Source organism: Phytobacter ursingii, assembly GCF_001022135.1.
Taxonomy (GTDB): domain Bacteria; phylum Pseudomonadota; class Gammaproteobacteria; order Enterobacterales; family Enterobacteriaceae; genus Phytobacter; species Phytobacter ursingii.
This window is the reverse complement of sequence record NZ_CP011602.1, coordinates 54542-76068: the sequence shown is the minus strand read 5'-3', so window position 1 is coordinate 76068 and position 21527 is coordinate 54542. Positions and strand designations below refer to the sequence as shown.

Genomic DNA, 21527 nt, shown 5'->3' with positions numbered 1-21527 from the left:
CTCTCCCTCCGGGAGAGGGTTAGGGTGAGGGGAAGATTGGCACCCTCACCCCTGCCCTCTCCCAAAGGGAGAGGGGGATTAACAATTACTCGTCTTCTAACAGTGCTTCGTATTCTGTCGCACTCAGCAGCGCATCAACTTCTGCTTCATCACTGGCTTTGATTTTGAAAATCCAGCCTTCGCCATAAGGCTCGCTGTTAACCTGCTCCGGCGCATCGCCCAGAGTCTCGTTGACAGCAACGATTTCACCGCTGATCGGGGCATAAATATCGGAAGCCGCTTTTACTGATTCGGCAACGGCGCAATCATCGCCAGCAGCAACGGTTGCGCCCACTTCTGGCAGGTCAACAAACACCATGTCACCCAACAATTCCTGCGCATGTTCAGTGATACCGACGGTGTAGGTGCCATCCGCTTCTTTACGCAGCCACTCGTGTTCTTTGCTGTATTTCAATTCTGCAGGTACGTTGCTCATCACTAACTCTCCAAATAAGAATGAATCACGCGACGGCTTTGCCAGCGCGTACAAAAATAGGTTTCGTCACTTTTACCGGCATTTCACGGTTACGGATCTGAACGATTGCCGTATCGCCAATGCCCGCAGGCACACGCGCCAGTGCAATACTGTAGCCCAGCGTCGGGGAGAAAGTGCCGCTGGTGATCACGCCTTCTTGCGCGTTACCGTGGACATCGGTGAACCGCACCGGCAATTCGTTACGCAGCACACCTTTCTCTGTCATGATCAGACCGACCAGGTGTTCGGTACCTTTCTCACGCTGTAACTCGAGCGCTTCGCGGCCAATAAAATTACGCTCCGCTGGTTCCCAGGCAATGGTCCAGCCCATATTGGCTGCGAGCGGCGAAACGCCCTCATCCATCTCCTGACCGTACAAGTTCATGCCCGCTTCAAGACGCAGCGTATCGCGCGCGCCGAGGCCACAAGGCCTGACGCCTGCTTTCACCAGTTTTTGCCAGAAATCCGCAGCCTGTTCGTTCGGCAGCGCGATTTCATAACCCGCTTCGCCGGTATAGCCTGTGGTCGCGATAAACAGATCACCAGATTCAACGCCAAAGAACGGCTTCATGCCTTCTACTGCCTGACGCTGTTCGTCCGTGAAAAGGGTAGCGGCTTTGGCCTGCGCGTTTGGCCCCTGAACCGCAATCAACGACAGATCGTCACGAACGGTGATGTCAATGGCAAAAGGTTCAGCGTGTTGGGTAATCCAGGAGAGGTCTTTTTCGCGGGTGGCGGAGTTTACAACGAGGCGGAAGAAATCGTCGGTGAAGTAGTAGACGATGAGGTCATCAATGACGCCACCCGACGCATTCAGCATTCCGGAGTATAGCGCCTTGCCGGGTTTGGTGAGCTTCGCTACGTCATTTGCCAGCAGATAGCGCAAGAATTCCCGGGTACGGCTGCCGCGTAAATCGACAATGGTCATGTGCGACACATCAAACATGCCCGCATCAGTGCGTACCGCGTGGTGTTCATCAATTTGCGAGCCGTAATGCAACGGCATCATCCAGCCATGGAAATCCACCATGCGTGCGCCGCACAGCGTGTGTTGTTCATACAAAGGAGTTTGCTGGGCCATCTTTTCCTCGTCGAGTAAGCGGGGCTTTCACGTTTTCAGCGGCGAAAAATTCACCGCATGACAAGACGCCGACTCCGATCCCGGTCGCCGACGCAAACGTTCACTTTCGCCTGAACTTATCACCGAAAGGGGCACTTAACCATAAGAGAAAATGGGTCATCACATTAGCTTATGACCATTTTCAGCAAAAACCCCTACAGAATATTAAACCATTATTGAGCGCAAAATGGCGCATGAAGAATCACTCAAGTCGGGAAACTATCGCATTAAGCGATATTTACCACTACAAAAGAGATAATTTTCCCGACAGAGAAAAAACAAGAGATGAGAAAAACTAATCTGAAAAATGAGGTGAAATTAGAATTTTTCAAATGAGGAAGGGTCTCCCTTCCCGCCAGGGGGAAGGGAAAGTGTGACGCAGTTAACGCAACCACTGTGGGAGGTCATTCAGCCCCATCGCCTGGCGAAGCAACTGAGGTTTAACCCCTGGCAATGTATCCGCCAGTTTCAGTCCAATGTCACGGAACAGCTTTTTCGCCGGGTGGGTACCGGAAAACAATTCGCGGAAACCCTGCATTCCGGCCAGCATCAGTGCGGCACTGTGTTTACGGCTGCGTTCGTAACGACGCAGATACATATGCTGACCAATATCTTTGCCCTGACCGTGCAGCCGCTTGAGTTCACTCACCAGTTCGGCCGCATCCATAAAGCCCAGGTTAACGCCCTGCCCGGCAAGGGGATGAATGGTGTGCGCCGCGTCGCCCATCAATGCCAGGCGATGCCCGGCAAAATGACGCGCGTAGCGTCCGGTCAGCGGATAAACCTGCCGCTCGCTTTCCACACGGCACAACCCAAGGCGGTTATCAAACGCAACGCACAGCGCCTGATTGAATGCCTCTGCGTCTGCCTGCTGCATTTGCTCTGCCCGTTCAGGCGGCAACGACCAGACAATGGAACACAAGTGCGGGTCGGCCAACGGCAGAAACGCAAGGATGCTTTCATCGTGGAAAACCTGCCGCGCGATAGCCTGATGTGGCTCATCGGTACGGATAGTCGCCACCAGCGCATGATGGTTGTAGTCCCAGAAGGTCAGCGGGATATCGGCTTTGTTGCGTAACCATGAGTTGGCGCCATCAGCACCGACGACCAGTCGGGCGGTAAGCATGCCGCCATCCTTGAGGGTAAGAAACGCTTCGTTTTCACCCCAGGCCACCTGCTGCAGCTCCGCTGGCGCAAGGATTGACACATCCGAACACTGATGGGCTTTGTTCCACAACGCCTGATGGATAACGCTGTTTTCAATAATATGACCGAGATGGCTGTAACCCATGCTCTGATCGTTAAAAGCAATCCGGCCAAAGCTGTCTTTATACCACACTTCCATGCCGTGATAACAGCTGGCGCGATGGGCAACAATCGACGACCAGACGCCAAGGCGCGTCAGCAGTTTTTCGCTTGCGGCATTGATCGCCGAAACACGCAGTTGCGCAGGGGCATCCTCTTCCAGGAGGGCGGGCGCATGCTGCTCCAGCACCGCCACGCGCAGGCCACTGCCCTGTAATCCACAGGCCAGCGCCAGTCCCACCATGCCGCCGCCTACAATCGCCACATCAACACTTTGCACAAATAACTCCTGGACCTTAACGCGCTACCCAGCCAAGGGTACGCTGCGCCAGCGCATCACGCGCCGGGGTAAATAATTCCATTGTCATCAAACCGACGTTACGCCCGACCACCAGTGGCGCCCAGCGATTAGCAAAAAGATGCACTAACCCATCTGTCACGCCAATCGTAGCGCACTTATCATCATGGCGACGATCGCGATAACGCGTCAACACGCGATAACCGCCCACATCCTGCTGCTGCGCCCAGGCATCAGCCAGCGTTTCAGCCAGGCTCATCACATCACGCATCCCCAGGTTAAAGCCCTGCCCGGCAATCGGGTGGAGCGTCTGCGCAGCATTACCAACCAGAACAGTGCGATGTGAAATGGGTGAAGAGGCGGTGGAAAGCGAAAGCGGATAAGCGTTACGTGCTCCCGCCTGCACAATTCGGCCCAGTCGCCAGCCAAAGGCTTTTTGCAACTCATGGCAGAACGTCTCGTCGCTCCAGCTCAGAATTTGCTCCTGTTTTTCGAGCGGGTGACACCACACCAGCGAGCAACGTCCCTGGGACATCGGCAGCATTGCCAACGGACCGTGAGCGGTAAAACGCTCAAACGCGCGCCCCTGATGCGCCTGCGAGGTCGTTACGTTAGCAATCACCGCGACCTGCTGATAGGGAGCCTGTTGCCAGCTGATGCCACATTGCGCGCCCAGCGCAGAGCGGGAGCCATCAGCGGCGACTAACAAGGTTCCGTTAATCATCTCACCGCTTTCCAGCGCGACCGCCACACGGTCCTCATCCCTGGAGAAGAAGCTCACCCGTGCCGGACAGTGGAGCGTCACGCCAGGCGCTTTTTTTAGAAGGCTGAAAAGACGGGTACCGACATCATGCAGTTCCACTACCTGGCCGAGAGCCTCAACGCGATAATCATCCGCATCAAGCGTCACAAAACCGGCATGCCCGCGATCGCTGACATGCACGGTGGTGATCGGCGTGGCTTTCTCGGCGATATGCGACCAGATCCCCACTCGCGCGAGCTGCTGGCATGTGCCCGCCGCAAGTGCGATAGCGCGCGCATCAAAGCCAGGATGGTCTTGAGAACTCGGTTCGGTCGCTTCAATCAAATGAACAGGAAGACGGCCACCGGTTAAATGCGAAATCGACAGTGCGAGCGTCGCGCCCGCCATACCGCCACCAACAATAAGTACACTCATGAGCGACGTGCCGCTGCCATCAGCGCCTCAATATCGTCGGCTTTTTTGACGACGCTGGCGGTGAGGTTTTCATTACCGTTTTCGGTGATCACAATATCATCTTCCACACGGATGCCGATGCCGCGATACGCCTGAGGGACATCCGCATCAGGGGCAATATAGAGACCAGGCTCGACGGTCAACACCATTCCCGGTTCAAGGATACGTGAACGATCCTGACCGTAAACGCCGACATCATGGACATCCAGCCCCAGCCAGTGGCTCAGACCATGCATAAAGAAGGGGCGATGCGCATTCTCGGCAACCAACATCTCAACTTCGCCCTTAAGAATGCCCAGTTTCACCAGCCCGGTCACCATGATGCGTACCACTTCACCGTTCACTTCCTGAATCGAGGTACCGGGTCGGAACAGGCGCAGAGCCGTTTCCAGGGATTCCAGGACAATGTCATACACTTCACGCTGCGCCGGGCTGAATGTGCCGTTTACCGGGAAAGTGCGGGTAATATCACCGGCATAACCCATGTATTCGCAACCAGCGTCAATCAACACCAGATCACCATCCCGCATCACGCTTTCGTTTTCGGTGTAATGCAAAATACAGCCGTTCTCCCCGGCACCGACGATAGTGTTATAGGACGGGAAACGGGCGCCGTGACGGTTGAACTCGTGGTGGATTTCGCCTTCAAGCTGGTATTCAAACATCCCGGGTTTACAGGTTTGCATAGCACGAGTATGTGCCAGCGCAGAAATCTCACCGGCGCGACGCATCACGTCGATTTCTTCGGCAGACTTGAACAGACGCATTTCATGCACGATAGGTCGCCAGTCGGTCACGGTGGCCGGAGCAGTGAGATTCTGTCGAGAGCCTTTACGCAGTTTATCCAGGGCGGCAAAGACAATCTCATCGGCATAGGCGTATTCGCCCTGGGCGTGATAGACCGCGTCCAGGCCGTTGAGCAATTGATAAAGATGCTTGCCTATTTCCGGAAATGCCAGCGCTTTGTCCACACCCAGTTTTTCTGGCGCTGCCTCTTGCCCGAGTCGACGGCCAAACCAGATTTCCGCCGTTTTATCACGTATCCGGTTAAACAGGACGCTGTGATTATGGGTATCATCACTTTTAATCAGCACCAGTACCGCTTCCGGTTCATTAAAACCGGTGAAATACCAAAAGTCGCTGTTCTGACGATACGGGTATTCACTATCGGCACTGCGGGTCACCTCCGGCGCCGCGAAAATTAGCGCCGCGCTGGCTGGGGCCATTTGCGCCAGCAACGCCTGACGGCGTCGGAGAAACTCAAGCTGTGTCATGACACCTCCTCTGAGCGGAATAGATTAATGCAGGGTTGGCTTACGCACTTCTGGCGCGGTTGGCTGCGGGCGGGTAAATGTGTCATGGCATAACAGCGCCGCAACGCGCACATATTCGATGATCTCTTCGAGCGACATCTCCAGCTCTTCCTGATCTTCATCTTCGTCATAACCGAGCAAGGCGATATTACGCAGATCGTCAATCGCTTCACCGGTTTCGCCGGTTACTTTGTCGAGTTTAGGCTGCGTGACACCAAGCCCCAGCAGAAAGTGGTTAACCCAGCCTGCCAGCGCATCGGCACGATCAAACACGCTCACGTCATCGCCAGTCGGCAGATAAAGCTGGAAAAGGAAACCGTCATCTTCCAGTGAGTCGCTGGTGGCGGCATGCATGCTGCGCAACGCCTGTGCGAGCTCATGGCCAAATGCCAGCCCTTCGTTGGTCAAATCATGCAACAGCGGCTGCCAGGAGCTGTCGTTGTTCCCGCCACAAAGCATCCCCGCGATAAGCCCGTGCATTTCCGCAGGAATCAGTCCAACACCTTGCTGATTGAGCAACTGGCCTACATCGTTGTAACCAGGTATTTCGTTCTGTATAGACATGCGCATTCATCGTCGTTGGGGAGAATATTCATGGTATGCTACCACTTTGGACCCTGGTGATATACCCGTCATGCTTCACGTTACATGCCTTTGCATGCACTATGAGTGAATTAAGGTATAGCAAAGAGCTTGAATCCTCTCACCAGGGTGGCTATAGTGACGCCCCTTCGCAGCCAGGACTCGGGTGTGAAGGCAGAGCGCAGTCAAACAGCAGGAAGGTGGCATGTCTGCACAACCCGTCGATATCCAAATTTTTGGCCGTTCACTGCGAGTGAATTGCCCGCCTGAACAGAGAGATGCTCTGAATCAGGCCGCGGAGGATCTGAATCAGCGGTTGCAAGATCTGAAAGTTCGCACTAGAGTCACAAATACTGAGCAGTTAGTCTTTATCGCAGCGCTGAATATCAGCTATGAACTGACTCAGGAAAAGGCAAAAACCCGTGACTACGCATCCAGTATGGAACAGCGTATTCGGATGTTACAACAGACCATTGAACAGGCATTGCTTGATCAGGGTCGCATATCCGAAAGACCGGGGCCGAAGTTTGAATAACACTTCAAGGTTAACTATGGTAGAGTGACCGTGAAGAAAAAATTTCTCTGAGATGTTCGCAAGCGGGCCAGTCCCCTGAGCCGATATTTCATACCACAAGAATGTGGCGCTCCATGGTTGGTGAGCATGCTCGGTCCGTCCGAGAAGCCTTAAAACTATGACGACACATTCACCTTGAACCAAGGGTTCAAGGGTTACAGCCTGCGGCGGCATCTCGGAGATTCCCTTCTTTCTACCTGGTACCATGACACAACTTTCTGCGCTTCCCCCATCACGTCAGGAAATTCGTAAAATCATACGGCAGCGTCGTCGCGCCCTTACCGCTGAGCAACAGGAACAGTTTTCGGTTGCAGCGGCAGCGCGCATGATGGCTTACCCGCCGGTCGTGATGGCACATACCGTCGCCCTTTTTCTCTCCTTCGATGGTGAACTGGATACCCAACCACTTATCGAACAACTCTGGCGCAGTGGCAAACGCGTTTATCTGCCGGTACTGCATCCGTTCAGCGCTGGCAACCTGCTTTTTTTGCAATACCATCCACATAGCGAGCTGGTTATCAATCGTCTGAAAATTCAGGAACCGAAACTCGACGTGCGCGATGTGTTACCGCTTGCTCAGTTAGATGTCCTGATAACCCCGCTGGTTGCCTTTGACAGCCAGGGACAACGGCTGGGGATGGGCGGCGGCTTTTACGACAGAACATTGCAAAACTGGCAGAGATATTCTCTGCAGCCCGTTGGTTACGCGCATGATTGTCAGCATGTTGATGTGCTTCCTGCGCAAGAGTGGGATATTCCACTACCTGCGGTGGTGACGCCATCGACATTGTGGAGTTGGTGAATGAAAGAGGCCTTCGCCCTGTGGGCGAAGGAGAACACAGAAAAAACGGCAACCCTGAGGTTGCCGTTTTGCATTTATCGCGCCATCAGGCATTACACCGAATCAGTACAGCAGACGTGCGCGGATCGTACCCGGAATCGCTTTCATGCTCTGCAGCGCTTTTTGCGCCACATCTTCTTCGGCTTCGATATCGATAACCACGTAGCCCATATACGGCGTCGTTTGCAGATACTGAGCAGCAATGTTGATGCCGTCGCCAGCGAAGATCTGGTTGATGGCGGTCAGTACGCCTGGGCGGTTTTCATGGATATGCAGCAGACGACGACCGCCGTGCAGCGGCAGCGACACTTCCGGGAAGTTAACGGCAGAGAGCGTAGAGCCGTTATCAGAGTACTTGATCAGTTTACCCGCGACTTCCAGACCAATGTTTTCCTGCGCTTCCTGCGTTGAACCGCCAATATGCGGCGTCAAAATCACGTTATCAAATTCACAAAGCGGTGAATTAAACGGATCGCTGTTCGTTGCAGGCTCAGTCGGGAACACGTCAATTGCCGCACCCGCCAGATGTTTACGCTTAAGCGCATCGCACAACGCCGGAATATCAACCACCGTACCACGTGCGGCGTTGATCAGCAGCGCACCTGGCTTCATCAGCGCCATCTCTTCCGCGCCCATCATATTTTTGGTCGAAGCATTTTCCGGCACGTGCAGGCTGACAACATCGCTCATGTTGAGCAGGTCGGACAGGTGCTGAACCTGGGTCGCGTTACCCAGCGGCAATTTGCTTTCAATATCGTAGAAATAAACGTGCATGCCGAGTGACTCGGCCAGAATGCCAAGCTGGGTACCGATGTGGCCATAACCAATAATGCCCAGTTTTTTACCGCGCGCTTCGTAAGAGCCCACGGCGAGTTTGTTCCAGATACCGCGGTGCGCTTTGGCGTTCGCTTCCGGAATACCGCGCATCAGCAGTAACAGCTCGCCAATCACCAGTTCCGCCACGGAACGCGTGTTAGAGAACGGAGCGTTAAAGACCGGGATACCGCGTTGTGCTGCCGCATCCAGATTGACCTGGTTGGTACCGATACAGAAGCAACCAATCGCTACCAGTTTCTCAGCTGCGGCAATAACATCTTCGGTCAGGTTAGTACGGGATCGAATGCCAATGAAGTGGGCATCACGGATAGACTCTTTGAGCTGCTCACTGTCGAGCGCGCCTTTGTGATACTCGATGTTGGTGTAACCTGCCGCACGAAGGCTATCGAGTGCTTTCTGATGCACCCCTTCGACGAGCAGAAATTTAATCTTGTCTTTCTCCAGTGATACCTTTGCCATTTACCCGACCCTGTTTTTTGTCATAACTGATGTTGTGTGGATATTCATCCCCTGTAGTCAACATATCAAAAAAAACTATTGCAGCAATATGAACGTTTGCGTCGCCACTGTGAAGGAATGTCATACAGCGAGAAATGGCAGATGAATATGCTGAAAATAGCTATAGGGGCGGGAGGATTATCAGGGTGAACTCAGAAGCGTGACAGATGTCACCAAATTTGCTCTTTGAGATTTTTTTAATGGGGGAACGCATCCCCCATACAGATCATTTTGTGATGGTTTTGACGCCATCGGCGCTGCCAATCAACGCCACATCCGCACCGCGGTTGGCGAACAAGCCCACGGTCACCACGCCCGGAATGCCGTTAATGGTGTTTTCCAGCGCAACAGGGTCAATAATTTCCAGGCCAAAGACGTCGAGGATAACGTTGCCGTTGTCGGTGACCACGTTCTGGCGATATTCCGGACGACCGCCCAGTTTCACCAGTTCACGTGCCACGGCGCTGCGTGCCATTGGGATCACTTCTACCGGCAACGGAAATTTACCCAGGATCTCGACCTGTTTGGATGCATCTGCGATACAGATGAATTTATCGGCTACCGAAGCAATGATTTTTTCGCGGGTTAACGCTGCGCCACCGCCTTTGATCATCTGCATCTGACCGTTGATTTCATCCGCGCCATCTACATAAATTCCCAGACGGTCGACTTCGTTCAGATCGAATACGGTGATACCCAGGCCTTTCAGTTTTTCTGTCGAGGCGTCGGAACTGGAAACCGCCCCTTCAATCTGACCTTTCATGGTACCAAGCGCGTCAATAAAGTGTGCAGCGGTGGAACCAGTACCAACACCTACGATAGTACCCGGTTCAACATATTTGAGCGCTGCCCAACCCACTGCTTTTTTTAATTCGTCCTGCGTCATCGTCGTTCGCCTGTGGTGAGAATGGTGTGGAATTCGAAGCGCATTATAGAACATGGAAGGGGGAAATGTCCCTGTGAGCTGTGTCACATTACCAGCAGGTACATTTTCGTCTGTAAGACACAAAAAATTATGTCATAGTGCTGAGTAATTATTTTGCAGGAGTATGTCAGTCAGATGAAACGTCCGGACTACAGAACGTTACAGGCGCTCGATGCGGTCATTCGGGAACGTGGGTTTGAGCGCGCCGCGCAAAAGCTGTGTATCACTCAGTCCGCCGTATCGCAGCGTATTAAACAGCTCGAAAACATGTTTGGCCAACCCCTTCTGGTACGTACCGTCCCACCGCGTCCAACGGAACAAGGGCAAAAATTGCTGGCGTTGCTGCGCCAGGTAGAACTGCTGGAAGAAGAGTGGCTGGGTGATGAGCAAACCGGCTCCACCCCGCTTTTGCTGTCACTTGCGGTGAACGCCGACAGTCTGGCAACCTGGCTGCTGCCTGCGCTTGCGCCAGTGCTGGCCGACTCGCCAATCCGCCTGAATTTACAGGTTGAAGATGAAACCCGCACCCAGGAGCGACTGCGTCGTGGTGAAGTGGTCGGCGCGGTAAGTATTCAGCCTCAGGCTCTGCCAAGCTGCCTCGTTGACCAGCTTGGTGCGCTTGATTACCTGTTTGTCGGTTCAAAAGCTTTTGCTGAACGTTACTTCCCGAATGGCGTAACACGTTCAGCATTACTGAAAGCGCCTGCTGTGGCGTTTGATCATCTCGACGATATGCACCAGGCCTTCTTGCAGCAAAACTTCGATCTGCCGCCAGGTAGCGTACCCTGTCATATCGTTAACTCGTCGGAAGCGTTTGTGCAACTGGCAAGGCAGGGAACGACCTGCTGTATGATCCCGCACCTGCAAATAGAAAGAGAGTTGAACGCCGGAGAACTGATCGACCTCACGCCGGGTCTGTTCCAGCGCCGGATGCTGTACTGGCATCGCTTTGCGCCAGAAAGCCGCATGATGCGCAACGTCACCGACGCACTGCTGGCTTATGGGCATAAGGTATTGCGACAGGATTAATACAGAAAGGCCGGGATAACCCGGCCTTTCTTTTCTCTGCTTTACAGCGCGCAAAAAGTTTACTGTGATTTCGTCGTCTGCTGAGCCTGAGCAGGCTCAAGCTGGAATACAACATCCACCTGATCGGCAAACTGAATGGTCGGCTGTTCGTATGTTTCCTGTGCAGATACGGGTGCCGCATCCGCTTTCATCATGCGAACCATCGGGCTCGGCTGATAATTGGAAACGTGGTAACGCACACTATATACCGGGCCAAGCTTAGCATTGAAACCTGCTGCCAGCTGTTCCGCCTGATGAACGGCATCATCAATGGCCGCTTTACGCGCCTTATCCTTGTACGAATCCGGTTGCGCAACACCCAGCGAAACGGAGCGGATTTCATTCAGGCCAGCTTTTAGCGCACCATCGAGCAGGGAATTGAGCTTCTCCAGATCGCGCAGCGTCACTTCAACCGTACGTACGGCACGCCAGCCTTTCAGCACGCTTTTACCGTTTTGGTAATCGTAATCCGGCTGGGTGCGCAAGTTGGCGGAGTTGATGTCTTTCTTCCCGACGCCATTCTTGTCGAGGAATGAGAGATATTCGGCGACGCGATCGTCTGCCTGTTTCTTCGCCGTTGCGGCATCTTTCGCCTGGATATTCACTTCAATCGCCAGGGTAGCAATATCAGGCACTGCGTCCACGCTCGACGTACCCGAGGTAACAATGTGCGGGCCATCAGGCAGTTCACTTGCCTGTACCGACATGACACTCAGTCCCACTAATGCCGCCAGGGCCATCACTTTGAATTTCACGTTTGCTCCTCCATGTTGCTTATTACGTCCGTAAGAAAACGGCACGCCAGGCAGAAGCTTAGCGGATGATTCGGCTTTGTCCATCGGACTAGCCTTAGTTGAACAAGGCCTGCATATGGGCAACACCATCTTTTGCCAGTTGCGCCGCGATAATCCACATCACCGCCCCGACAAGGAAATTGATAATGCGCTGTGCTTTCACGGTACGCAGACGCGGCGCAAACCAGGCGGCCAGAAGCGCCAGGCCAAAAAACCAGATGATGGAAGCACTCACCGTCCCCATCGCAAACCAGCGCTTCGGCTCCGCATCCAGTTGCCCGCCCAGACTGCCGAGCACCACGAAAGTGTCCAGATAAACATGAGGATTAAGCCAGGTTACCGCCAGCATGGTCGCGATAATCTTCCAGCGCCCCTGTTTCATTGCCTCTGCGGTGGTAAGTTCAATATTGTTGCTTAATGCCGTTTTAAACGCCCCAAAGCCATACCACAACAGGAAGGCGACGCCGCCCCAGGTTACCAGCCCCAGCAGCCAGGGAGATTGCATCAACAAGGCGCTGCCGCCAAACACCCCGGCACAAATCAACAGTAAGTCACTTAGCGTACACAGAAAAGCCGTCATGATGTGGTACTGGCGACGAATCCCCTGGTTCATCACGAAGGCATTCTGCGGACCAAGGGGTAAAATCAATGCCGCACCCAATATAAGACCTTGAAAATAATAGGTTATCACAATAGATTCTCAATCAACTTTATCTGGACGCAGACTATAACGCGCGAGAATCATTAGCGGAAATTGAATATTCTAATGAATAATAAGAATTGCTAATACCAAAAGACAAGAAAAAGGCCGGCAACGCCGACCTGATGATTTACGCTTTGACAGGCTCTTTCACCTGTTTGAAATTCACATCCATTTGCGGGTAAGGGAAACTGATACCGTGCTCATCAAAGCTGCGTTTCACTTTTTCCAGAACATCCCAGTAGACGTTTTGCAGGTCGCTACTGTTACTCCAGACGCGCACTACAAAGTTGATGGATGACGCCCCGAGTTCATTCAGACGCACCGTCATCTCCCGGTCTTTCAGAATACGGTCATCAGCCTGAATGATATCAGTCAGCAGTTTGGTGACCAGATCGATATCAGAATCGTAGGCAACGCCAATGATAAATTCGTTACGGCGGACCGGCTCGCGGGAAAAGTTAATAATGTTCCCGGCAATGATTTTTCCGTTGGGCACCACAATGATACGACCATCGGCGCTACGCAGTGTGGTGGAGAAAATCTGCACCTGCAGCACAGTACCAGCCACGCCGCCAAGGTCGACGTATTCCCCGGAACGGAACGGGCGGAAGGTCACCAGTAAAACACCGGCAGCCAGATTCGAGAGTGACCCTTGTAGCGCCAGACCGATTGCCAGACCTGCGGCACCGAGTACCGCAATGACCGATGCGGTTTGCACGCCCACGCGCCCCAGTGCGGCTATCAGGGTAAAGGCAATGATCCCATAACGGACAAGCGCGGAGAGAAAGTCGGCAACGGTGGCATCAATGTGCCGCGCCCGCATCAGTTTGTTCACGGTGTTTGAAATCATGCGGGCAATAATCATACCCACGATGATGATGGCAATGGCGGCAACGATGTTAACAGCGTAACTCAGCAGCAATGCCTGGTTAGTCACCAGCCAGGAGCCTGCGTTATTGATGCTGTCGACGACGTGAAGATCTTCCATTCTTTGTTCCTTATGTTGATCCGTGCGGGAAAATGCCTTCCCGACGGTGACGGACAGACACCTAAAGGGTAAACAATAAGGGGCAATTTTGCCAAATTGATCACATTTAATAGTCTATGCAGGCTATTGAATCGGCAATAAAAAAGGCCCGCATAAGCGGGCCTGATTCAGGAAACAAGGCAAAAATTACAGAACGTCAACCGCGTTCAGTTCTTTGAAAGCCTGTTCCAGACGCGTGATCATAGAAGACTGAGCTGCACGCAGCCATACGCGCGGATCGTAGTATTTCTTGTTCGGCTGGTCTTCGCCTTTCGGGTTGCCCAGCTGACCTTGCAGATACGCTTCGTTAGTTTTGTAGTAGTTCAGGATACCTTCCCAGGTCGCCCATTGGGTGTCGGTATCGATGTTCATTTTGATAACGCCGTAGCTTACGGAGTCTTTGATTTCCTGAGCAGTAGAACCGGAACCGCCGTGGAAAACGAAGTTCAGGGCGTTGTGCGGCAGGTTATGTTTCTTAGAAACATATTCCTGAGAGTCGCGCAGGATAGTCGGGGTCAGTTTCACGTTACCCGGTTTGTACACGCCATGCACGTTACCGAAGGAAGCAGCGATGGTGAAACGTGGGCTGATTGCGTTCAGTTTAGTGTAAGCGTAATCAACGTCTTCCGGCTGAGTGTACAGTGCAGAAGCGTCCATATGGCTGTTGTCCACGCCATCTTCTTCACCGCCGGTGCAACCCAGTTCGATTTCCAGTGTCATGCCGATTTTGGACATGCGCGCCAGATATTTGGAGCAGATCTCGATGTTTTCTTCCAGGGACTCTTCAGACAGGTCGATCATGTGAGAAGAGAACAGCGGTTTGCCGGTAGCAGCAAAGTGTTTTTCACCCGCGTCCAGCAGGCCGTCGATCCACGGCAGCAGTTTCTTAGCGCAGTGGTCAGTGTGCAGAATGACCGGAACACCGTAGTGTTCTGCCATCTGATGTACGTGATGTGCGCCAGAGATAGCACCCAGGATAGCAGCACCCTGAGGAATATCAGTTTTCACGCCTTTACCCGCGATGAATGCAGCACCACCGTTGGAGAACTGAACGATAACCGGCGCTTTCACTTTCGCAGCGGTTTCCAGAACGGCGTTAATGGAATCGGTGCCCACGCAGTTAACTGCTGGCAGCGCAAAGTTGTTTTCTTTTGCTACCTGGAACACTTTCTGAACGTCATCACCGGTAATGACGCCCGGTTTTACGAAATCAAAAATTTTAGACATGTTTTCGAGTCCTGTATCTGTATCTTCGACCGTTGGAAAAAAGTTCGCGAGCATTACGCGCGCTGAAAATTGGACAGGTTTCCCTGCCCTTTGAATACTTACTTCTTAGCGCGCTCTTCGAGCATTGCGACTGCCGGCAGCACTTTACCTTCCACGAATTCGAGGAACGCACCGCCACCCGTGGAGATGTAGGAGATTTTGTCAGCGATACCGAACAGGTCGATAGCCGCCAGAGTGTCGCCGCCGCCTGCGATGGAGAACGCGTCGCTGTCTGCGATAGCATTAGCAACGATTTCGGTGCCTTTGCGGAAGTTCGGGAATTCGAACACGCCAACCGGGCCATTCCACAGAATGGTTTTCGCGTTTTTCAGGATTTCGGCCAGTTTCTGTGCAGAAGCATCGCCCAGGTCCAAAATCTGCTCTTCATCTTTGATATCAGAAACAGATTTCAGGGTTGCGGTAGCGGTTTCGGAGAACTCAGTAGCAACACGCACATCTGTCGGGACCGGAATATCGCAGGTACCCAGCAGGCGTTTTGCTTCGTCAACCAGGTCAGCTTCGTACAGGGATTTACCCACATTGTGGCCTTGAGCAGCCACGAAGGTGTTGGCGATACCGCCGCCAACGATCAGCTGGTCAGCGATTTTAGACAGAGAGTCCAGAACGGTCAGTTTAGTGGAAACTTTAGAACCACCAACGATAGCCACCATCGGGCGAGCAGGTTCTTTCAGCGCTTTACCCAGCGCTTCCAGTTCGTCAGCCAGCAGCGGGCCTGCGCACGCAACGTCAGCGAATTTGCCGATACCGTGGGTTGAAGCCTGTGCACGGTGAGCCGTACCGAAAGCGTCCATTACAAATACGTCGCACAGAGCAGCATATTTTTTGGACAGTGCTTCGTCGTCTTTCTTCTCGCCTTTGTTAAAGCGAACGTTTTCCAGAACAACCAGTTCACCTGCAGCAACTTCAACGCCATCCAGGTAGTCTTTTACCAGACGTACCGGGTTGGACAGTTTGTCTTTCAGGTAATTAACAACCGGCAGCAGAGAGAACTCTTCGTTGTACTCGCCTTCGGTCGGACGACCCAGATGGGAGGTAACCATCACTTTCGCGCCTTGTTTCAGCGCCAGTTCGATGGTCGGCAGAGACGCACGGATACGCGCATCGCTGGTCACTTTGCCATCTTTAACCGGTACGTTCAGATCCGCACGGATGAAAACGCGTTTACCTGCCAAATCCAGATCGGTCATCTTAATTACAGACATGGTGAATCCTCTCAATGATTCATAAAGTTTTGCGAACGCAATGTGCGCCCTACCTGAAACCTTTCGCGGCCATCTCTAACGTCGTGTCGAGCATTCGGTTAGCAAAGCCCCATTCGTTATCGCACCATACCAGGGTTTTAATAAGGTGCGCGCCACTGACCCGGGTTTGCGTACCATCAACAATGGCACTGTGCGGATCGTGGTTAAAATCTGTCGAGACCAACGGTAATTCCGTATAGTCAACTATACCATGAAATGTTCCCTGTGCTGCTTTTTGCAGCAACTCATTGACTTCACACGCTTTAACCGGTTTTTTCACCGTCACGCTCAGGTCAATGGCCGTCACATTTATGGTCGGTACGCGTACCGCAATCGCCTCAAACCGGTCATGAAATTGCGGGAAAATACGGGTGATACCCGCCGCCAGTTTGGTGTCCACAGGAATAATAGACTGGCTGGCTGCACGCGTACGGCGTAAATCAGGATGATAGGCGTCAATCACCTGCTGATCGTGCATCGCGGAGTGGATCGTGGTGACTGTACCCGATTCAATGCCCCACGCGTCATCAAGCAGCTTAATAATCGGAATAATGCAGTTCGTGGTGCAGGAAGCGTTAGAGACAATACGATCGTCAGGCTTTAAGGCATCCTGATTGACGCCAAAAACGACCGTCGCGTCAAGATCGTTACTGCCGGGATGCGAGAACAGCACTTTCTTCGCCCCCGCCGCCAGATGTGCTTCGCCGTCGGCGCGGCTGCCAAAAACACCGGTACAATCGAGCACCACATCAACGCCCAGTTCGCGCCATGGCAGGGCTGCGATATCGCGTTGATGAAGAATGCGAATTGCATCATCGCCAACAAACAGTTGCTCGCGTTCCTGATGTACGTCCCACGCGAAACGCCCGTGGCTGGTGTCATATTTCAATAAATGGGCCATGCCTGCCGCATCTGCCAGTTCATTGATTGCCACCACGGTGACTTCCGCCCGACGCCCGGATTCATACAAAGCACGAACCACGTTGCGCCCGATACGACCAAAGCCATTAATCGCTATGCGTACGCTCATAGATCTCCTGCAAGGTTACCCAATTTGAGGTGGCTCACAGAGTAATGCAGCAACCTTTACAGAGGAACCTCGCCTGTCACAAACTGCGTTTGATTGATTAATTGTCGAACATTTAAGCGACTGAAACGCTTCAGCTAGAATAAGCGAAACGCAGAATAAAAGGAATCCATGTCCAGCCCTGGCGACCATTTATCTGACGTGCATCACATTTTTGCAGGAATAATTCGGCACAGGTATTCAATTATCCAAAGCCATCGTTCACCCACTAAATCCCCGAATAAATTCTGAATTTACCCCAATCATATGGCTCCATGTTGACCGATATGTCATTTTTGCGCGTTTAACTAACGGATAAAAAACATGAAAATTCCATCCCTTATCTCGCCGCATAAAATGGCTAGCTTTGCCGCACTCGGATTGATCGTTCTGGTACTCCTTTTTTTGTCTTATTACACAGTAAATGAAGGTGAACGAGGCATTTTGTTACGCTATGGCAAGATAGTAAAAGTTGCCGAACCAGGTCTGGGATTTAAACTCCCACTTATTGAGAGAGTAGAAAAGATATCAACCCGTAATCAGGCTCTGGTTTACAAAGGCGTTCAGGCCTATAGCCGCGATCAGCAACCCGCCCAAATGACAGTGTCCATTAGCTTCCATGTTCCCCCTTCCGAAGCCGGGGCCGTTTACACCTCTTACAACACTATTGATGCGTTAAAAGAGCGACTCATTGTTCGTCAATTGCCCACACAGCTAGAAAATGTATTTGGGCAATATACCGCGATCAGTGCCGTACAAGACCGAACCCGGCTGGTCCAGGATTTACAAAATGCAATGCGTAAAGCCATTGTTGGCCCTGTTACCATTGACAGTGTTCAAATTGAAAATATAGATTTTTCAGATGCCTATGAGAAATCAATTGAAGACCGCATGAAGGCAGAGGTTGCGATTGCCACGCGAAAACAGAATCTGGAAACAGAGAAAATTCAGGCGCAAATCGCAGTGACGCAAGCTCAGGCACAAGCAGAAAGTAAACTGGCTGCCGCCAAAGCCGAAGCTGAAACAATACGTCTGAGGGGTGCAGCAGAAGCAGAGGCGATTCGCCTGCGCGGTGCGGCATTGCGTGATAACCCAGGCCTGGTCAATCTAACCACTGCAGAACGTTGGGATGGGAAATTACCAGAAACCATGATTCCTGGCGGCACTGTACCGTTTATCTCAACGAAATAAACCAAAAAGGCCGCTTACGCGGCCCTTTGTTATTCGCTGTATCGAATTACAGCAGTGCTTTCGCTTTTGCGACCACATTGTCGACAGTAAAGCCGAACTCTTCAAACAGCAGCTCTGCCGGTGCAGACTCACCGAAAGTGGTCATGCCCACAATCGCGCCGTTCAGGCCCACGTATTTGAACCAGTAGTCGGCGATACCCGCTTCGATGGCAACACGCGCAGAAACGGCTTTCGGCAGTACGGATTCACGGTAAGCCGCATCCTGCTTGTCAAACGCATCGGTAGACGGCATGGACACCACGCGCGCTTTCACACCTTCGGCAGTCAGTTTTTCCCATGCGGCAACCGCCAGCTCAACTTCTGAACCGGTCGCGATGAAAATCAGCTCCGGCTGGCCGTTGCTGTCTTTCAGCACGTAACCGCCACGGGCCACATTTGCCAATTGCTCAGCGGTACGCTCCTGCTGTGCCAGGTTCTGACGGGACAGAATCAGCGCAGTCGGGCCGTCGGCGCGCTCAACGCCGTATTTCCACGCTACCGCCGATTCCACCTGGTCACACGGACGCCAGGTGCTCATGTTCGGAGTCACACGCAGAGAAGCCACCTGCTCTACCGGCTGGTGCGTCGGACCATCTTCACCCAGACCGATGGAGTCGTGGGTGTAGACCATCACCTGGCGCTGTTTCATCAGGGCCGCCATACGCACCGCGTTACGGGCATATTCCACAAACATCAGGAAGGTGGAGGTGTACGGCAGGAAACCACCGTGCAGGGAGATACCGTTGGCAATCGCGGTCATACCGAACTCGCGCACGCCATAGTGAATGTAGTTACCGGCAGTATCTTCGTTAATCGCTTTCGAACCAGACCAGATAGTCAGGTTAGACGGTGCCAGGTCAGCGGAGCCGCCGAGGAACTCAGGCAGTAACGGACCGAACGCTTCAATCGCATTCTGGGACGCTTTACGGCTGGCGATTTTGGACGGGTTAGCCTGCAGCTTCGCGATGAATTCATTCGCTTTCGCGTCGAAATCAGACGGCAGTTCACCGCTCATACGACGGGTGAATTCAGCCGCTTCCTGCGGGAAGGCTTTGGCATAAGCCGCGAATTTCTCGTTCCAGGCTGACTCTTTCGCCTGGCCGGCTTCTTTCGCATCCCACTGGGCATAAATTTCAGACGGGATTTCAAACGCCGGGTGTTTCCAGCCCAGCGCTTCGCGGGTCAGCGCGATTTCCGCATCGCCCAGCGGGGCGCCGTGGGAATCATGTGTACCCGCTTTGTTCGGCGAACCGAAACCGATGATGGTTTTGCACATCAGCAGGGACGGTTTGTCGGTGACCGCACGCGCTTCTTCTACCGCACGTTTGATGGAGTCCGCATTGTGACCATCAACGCCACGCACCACGTGCCAGCCGTAGGCTTCGAAGCGTGCCGCGGTGTCATCGGTGAACCAGCCTTCAACGTGGCCGTCGATGGAGATGCCGTTGTCGTCGTAGAAGGCGACCAGTTTGCCCAGTTTCAGGGTACCGGCCAGGGAGCATACCTCGTGAGAGATACCTTCCATCATGCAGCCGTCACCCATGAAGGCGTAAGTGAAGTGATCAACAATGTCATGACCCGGACGGTTGAACTGCGCCGCCAGCGTTTTCTCCGCAATCGCCATACCGACCGCATTCGCAATACCCTGCCCTAACGGGCCGGTCGTGGTTTCCACGCCTGTGGTGTAGCCCACTTCCGGGTGACCTGGCGTTTTTGAGTGCAGTTGACGGAAGTTTTTCAGCTCGTCAATCGGCAGATCGTAACCGGTGAGGTGCAGCAGGCTGTAAATCAGCATTGAACCGTGACCATTGGACAGCACGAAACGGTCGCGGTCAGCCCATGCCGGGTTCTGCGGGTTATGGTTCAGGAAATCACGCCACAGGACTTCGGCGATGTCAGCCATACCCATCGGGGCACCCGGGTGACCGGATTTGGCTTTCTGTACCGCGTCCATGCTCAGCGCACGAATGGCATTGGCAAGCTCTTTACGTGAGGACATTTTGACTCCAGATCGGACTGTTAAAGGCCATGCCCGGAACGACTTGACTACAGCGCGTTATGGGCTACGCCGGAAAAAAGTGCCAACAATGTAACCCAAGCGGGAAGTCATGTACATGGAGCATCCTTTTGAGGATTAAGAAATCTCTGGAAGCTGCTTGCACGTTGCGCAATGGACTCGCCCGGTAATCGTTCTATTCTTTATACTTGTGCAACTGCACCGGCTCGTTTGTGCGCGGCGCATTATCAGAATTATGAATTAACCAGCGTGGAAGATAAGAGATGAAAATTCGCCCGGCTTTGCTTGCTCTGACGACAGCAACCCTGTTGGCAGGCTGCCAGAATATGGATTCCAATGGTTTTTTGACCTCCGGTGCAGAAGCTTTTCAGGCCTACACGCTCAGCGATGCTCAGGTAAAAAGCCTGAGCGACGAAGCCTGTAAGCAGATGGACAGTAAAGCAACGATAGCCCCGGCCGGCAGCCAGTATAATCAGCGACTTGGCAAAATTGCCGCCGCCCTGGGCGACAACATCAACGGCCAGCCGGTGAACTACAAGGTTTACGTAGCAAAAGATGTCAACGCTTTCGCCATGGCTAACGGCTGCATCCGCGTTTACAGCGGTTTGATGGACATGATGAATGACAACGAGGTTGAGGCGGTGATTGGCCATGAAATGGGCCACGTTGCGCTCGGCCACGTGAAGAAAGGCATGCAGGTGGCGCTTGGCACCAATGCCGTACGCGCCGCTGCCGCATCGGCGGGGGGCGTAGTGGGCAATCTGTCGCAATCTCAGTTGGGCGCGCTGGGCGAAAAACTGGTTAATTCACAGTTCTCGCAGCGTCAGGAGTCCGAAGCGGACGATTATTCCTATGATCTGTTGCGCAAACGTGGAATAAGCCCGATAGGGCTGGCCACCAGCTTCGAAAAATTAGCCAAACTCGAAGAAGGTCGCCAGAGTTCCATGTTTGACGATCACCCGGCCTCGGCGGAACGTGCGCAACATGTCCGTGACCGCCTGGCTGCGGATGGTATCAAGTAATTTTACACATAATGTCCCCGGTGGCGCTTCGCTTACCGGGGCTACATAG

Annotated in this window: 20 protein-coding genes and 1 other RNA gene; 6 read left to right on the top strand and 15 right to left on the bottom strand. The window is 53.2% G+C overall.

What is annotated here, in order from left to right; genetic code table 11:
* Positions 1–85: 85 nt before the first annotated feature.
* The 6 genes from gcvH to AB182_RS03770 form a co-directional block, all read right to left on the bottom strand.
* Positions 86–475, bottom strand: coding sequence for a glycine cleavage system protein GcvH (gene gcvH / locus AB182_RS03795; RefSeq protein ID WP_047368957.1), 390 nt, complete (start codon positions 473–475; stop codon positions 86–88).
* A gap of 25 nt (positions 476–500) precedes the next feature.
* A complete protein-coding gene (gcvT, locus tag AB182_RS03790; RefSeq protein WP_047368956.1) occupies positions 501–1595 on the bottom strand; it encodes a glycine cleavage system aminomethyltransferase GcvT in 1095 nt (364 codons plus the stop codon).
* Between the two features lie 421 nt (positions 1596–2016).
* Positions 2017–3219, bottom strand: a complete 1203-nt coding sequence (gene ubiI, locus AB182_RS03785) for an FAD-dependent 2-octaprenylphenol hydroxylase (RefSeq protein WP_047368955.1) — start codon at positions 3217–3219, stop codon at positions 2017–2019.
* Positions 3220–3235: 16 nt separating this feature from the next.
* On the bottom strand, positions 3236–4414 hold the full coding sequence (gene ubiH, locus AB182_RS03780) for a 2-octaprenyl-6-methoxyphenyl hydroxylase (RefSeq protein WP_047368954.1): 1179 nt from the start codon (positions 4412–4414) through the stop codon (positions 3236–3238).
* Complete coding sequence (gene pepP / locus AB182_RS03775; RefSeq protein WP_047368953.1) at positions 4411–5727, bottom strand: Xaa-Pro aminopeptidase; 1317 nt, start codon at positions 5725–5727, stop codon at positions 4411–4413. Before pepP ends, ubiH begins: the two co-directional genes overlap by 4 nt.
* Positions 5728–5751: 24 nt before the next feature.
* Positions 5752–6330 (bottom strand): YecA/YgfB family protein, encoded by a 579-nt coding sequence (locus AB182_RS03770; protein ID WP_125123904.1) that lies wholly within the window; start codon positions 6328–6330, stop codon positions 5752–5754.
* Between the two features lie 223 nt (positions 6331–6553).
* Here AB182_RS03770 and zapA point away from each other — a divergent pair, with 223 nt between their 5' ends.
* From zapA to AB182_RS03760, 3 genes are all read left to right on the top strand, one after another.
* Complete coding sequence (zapA, locus tag AB182_RS03765; RefSeq protein ID WP_039077987.1) at positions 6554–6883, top strand: cell division protein ZapA; 330 nt, start codon at positions 6554–6556, stop codon at positions 6881–6883.
* A gap of 41 nt (positions 6884–6924) precedes the next feature.
* Positions 6925–7108, top strand: a non-coding RNA gene (gene ssrS, locus AB182_RS30155) — 6S RNA.
* 19 nt (positions 7109–7127) lie between these two features.
* The gene (locus AB182_RS03760) at positions 7128–7724 is read left to right on the top strand and encodes a 5-formyltetrahydrofolate cyclo-ligase (protein WP_047368952.1); all 597 of its coding nucleotides are present in this window, start codon (positions 7128–7130) and stop codon (positions 7722–7724) included.
* Between the two features lie 102 nt (positions 7725–7826).
* Here the strand turns inward: AB182_RS03760 and serA are convergent, their stop codons facing one another.
* Together serA and rpiA are read right to left on the bottom strand one after the other, a co-directional pair.
* Entirely contained in the window at positions 7827–9059 is a 1233-nt protein-coding gene (gene serA / locus AB182_RS03755; RefSeq protein WP_047368951.1) for a phosphoglycerate dehydrogenase, read from the bottom strand.
* A 265-nt stretch (positions 9060–9324) separates the two neighbouring features.
* Positions 9325–9984: a ribose-5-phosphate isomerase RpiA gene (gene rpiA / locus AB182_RS03750; protein ID WP_039077990.1), complete on the bottom strand. Its 660-nt coding sequence runs from the start codon at positions 9982–9984 to the stop codon at positions 9325–9327.
* 174 nt (positions 9985–10158) lie between these two features.
* Here rpiA and argP point away from each other — a divergent pair, with 174 nt between their 5' ends.
* A complete protein-coding gene (gene argP / locus AB182_RS03745) occupies positions 10159–11052 on the top strand; it encodes a DNA-binding transcriptional regulator ArgP (RefSeq protein ID WP_047368950.1) in 894 nt (297 codons plus the stop codon).
* Positions 11053–11111: 59 nt separating this feature from the next.
* On the opposite strand, the gene AB182_RS03740 is transcribed toward argP, so the two are convergent.
* The 6 genes from AB182_RS03740 to epd form a co-directional block, all read right to left on the bottom strand.
* Positions 11112–11846 (bottom strand): oxidative stress defense protein, encoded by a 735-nt coding sequence (locus AB182_RS03740; protein ID WP_047373169.1) that lies wholly within the window; start codon positions 11844–11846, stop codon positions 11112–11114.
* Positions 11847–11940: 94 nt separating this feature from the next.
* Positions 11941–12576 (bottom strand): arginine exporter ArgO, encoded by a 636-nt coding sequence (argO, locus tag AB182_RS03735; protein ID WP_047368949.1) that lies wholly within the window; start codon positions 12574–12576, stop codon positions 11941–11943.
* 139 nt (positions 12577–12715) lie between these two features.
* Positions 12716–13576, bottom strand: coding sequence for a small-conductance mechanosensitive channel MscS (mscS, locus tag AB182_RS03730; RefSeq protein WP_047368948.1), 861 nt, complete (start codon positions 13574–13576; stop codon positions 12716–12718).
* A gap of 186 nt (positions 13577–13762) precedes the next feature.
* Positions 13763–14842: a class II fructose-bisphosphate aldolase gene (gene fbaA, locus AB182_RS03725; protein WP_047373168.1), complete on the bottom strand. Its 1080-nt coding sequence runs from the start codon at positions 14840–14842 to the stop codon at positions 13763–13765.
* Positions 14843–14940: 98 nt separating this feature from the next.
* The gene (gene pgk, locus AB182_RS03720; protein ID WP_047368947.1) at positions 14941–16104 is read right to left on the bottom strand and encodes a phosphoglycerate kinase; all 1164 of its coding nucleotides are present in this window, start codon (positions 16102–16104) and stop codon (positions 14941–14943) included.
* A gap of 49 nt (positions 16105–16153) precedes the next feature.
* A complete protein-coding gene (gene epd / locus AB182_RS03715; protein ID WP_047368946.1) occupies positions 16154–17173 on the bottom strand; it encodes an erythrose-4-phosphate dehydrogenase in 1020 nt (339 codons plus the stop codon).
* Positions 17174–17533: 360 nt separating this feature from the next.
* Between epd and AB182_RS03710 the strand changes: the two genes are divergently transcribed.
* Complete coding sequence (locus AB182_RS03710) at positions 17534–18400, top strand: prohibitin family protein (RefSeq protein ID WP_047368945.1); 867 nt, start codon at positions 17534–17536, stop codon at positions 18398–18400.
* 46 nt (positions 18401–18446) lie between these two features.
* On the opposite strand, the gene tkt is transcribed toward AB182_RS03710, so the two are convergent.
* Complete coding sequence (gene tkt, locus AB182_RS03705) at positions 18447–20438, bottom strand: transketolase (RefSeq protein WP_047368944.1); 1992 nt, start codon at positions 20436–20438, stop codon at positions 18447–18449.
* 281 nt (positions 20439–20719) lie between these two features.
* Here tkt and loiP point away from each other — a divergent pair, with 281 nt between their 5' ends.
* On the top strand, positions 20720–21478 hold the full coding sequence (gene loiP, locus AB182_RS03700) for a metalloprotease LoiP (protein ID WP_047368943.1): 759 nt from the start codon (positions 20720–20722) through the stop codon (positions 21476–21478).
* Positions 21479–21527 lie beyond the last annotated feature (49 nt).